This window comes from Streptomyces torulosus (assembly GCF_001419765.1).
Classification (GTDB): domain Bacteria; phylum Actinomycetota; class Actinomycetes; order Streptomycetales; family Streptomycetaceae; genus Streptomyces; species Streptomyces torulosus.
Genome location: NZ_LIRK01001043.1, coordinates 1 through 1,013 on the forward strand (window position 1 = coordinate 1; position 1,013 = coordinate 1,013).

Consider the following 1,013-nt stretch of genomic DNA (forward strand, 5'->3'; position numbering starts at 1 on the left):
CGAGCTATGAGGCGCCCGGTCCCACCCCAAGCCGCGGCCGTCGTACCGCACGGCGGTATGCCGTCAGCTCGGCCAGCGCCCCGTCGAAGCCCGTACCGAGCGCCAGCGCGACCCACCCACTCGCGAACTCCGCGCCCGGTTCCAGTACCTCACTCCCCTGGTGCTCATCGGGGGCGGGACCGCCGAGCGCCAGATACGTCCGCCCCGCAGCCTCGCCCGCCTCCCACACCCCACGCGACGCCGACTCGATCTGCCACAGCCACGTCCGCGCGTCCGCACGACACTGCAGGGCCCCCATCGTGAGAGGCCCGTCCGCCGGCCAACGGCACTCCGCGAGCCACTCGTCGCGCCCCTGGAACACCGTCAACTCGTCGGGGGAGGGCAGCCCGCCCAGCAGCAGACTCCCCACCGGCCGCACGGTGACCGGCGCGACCCCCTCGTTGCGCAGCCGCACCCGGGACCGCAGCACGGAGACCCCGTCAGGAGAGGCGTACTCCCCGAAGGCGGCCACCCCGCTCTCCGGGTCCCGCAACTCGACGACGAGCCGATGCCAGCGCACACCGGGACCGTCTTCCGCTTCGAACGCCGACCGATGCGCCCGGTAGCGCAGCCGCTCACCGAGCGCGGAACCCGTGAACGGGGGCCGCGACCACCCGCTCCCGTCCCCGAGCAGCACGACGTCGACCAACGGCAGCAGGACGTCGGCCTTGCCCTCCTCCGGATCACCCGGACGCCGTACGCACACCAACCGCGCCGTGTCGCCGCTCAGATCGAAGTCGACGGCGAGCGCGGAATGCCCCCACCGATAGGACAGGCTCCACGGGAACGCGTTGGCCCACTCGCTCTCCGACTGCGGCATGCGATCCCCCCCGGGTCGACGGTGCGCCTGCTGTGCACGGCAGCCCCTGCCACACGCCGTGAGCACCACTTGAGGTCTACGAGAAACAACGCCCGAATGCTCAAGCGGCCACCCCGACGGCGGGCCGACCGCCCCGGCACGGCCCCGCCCCACG

General features: G+C 73.2%; 1 protein-coding gene. It reads right to left on the bottom strand.

The genetic code is table 11. From position 1 onward, the window contains the following. Positions 1-4 precede the first annotated feature (4 nt). Positions 5-859 (bottom strand): hypothetical protein, encoded by an 855-nt coding sequence (locus AOK23_RS43905; RefSeq protein WP_055717920.1) that lies wholly within the window; start codon positions 857-859, stop codon positions 5-7. Positions 860-1,013 lie beyond the last annotated feature (154 nt).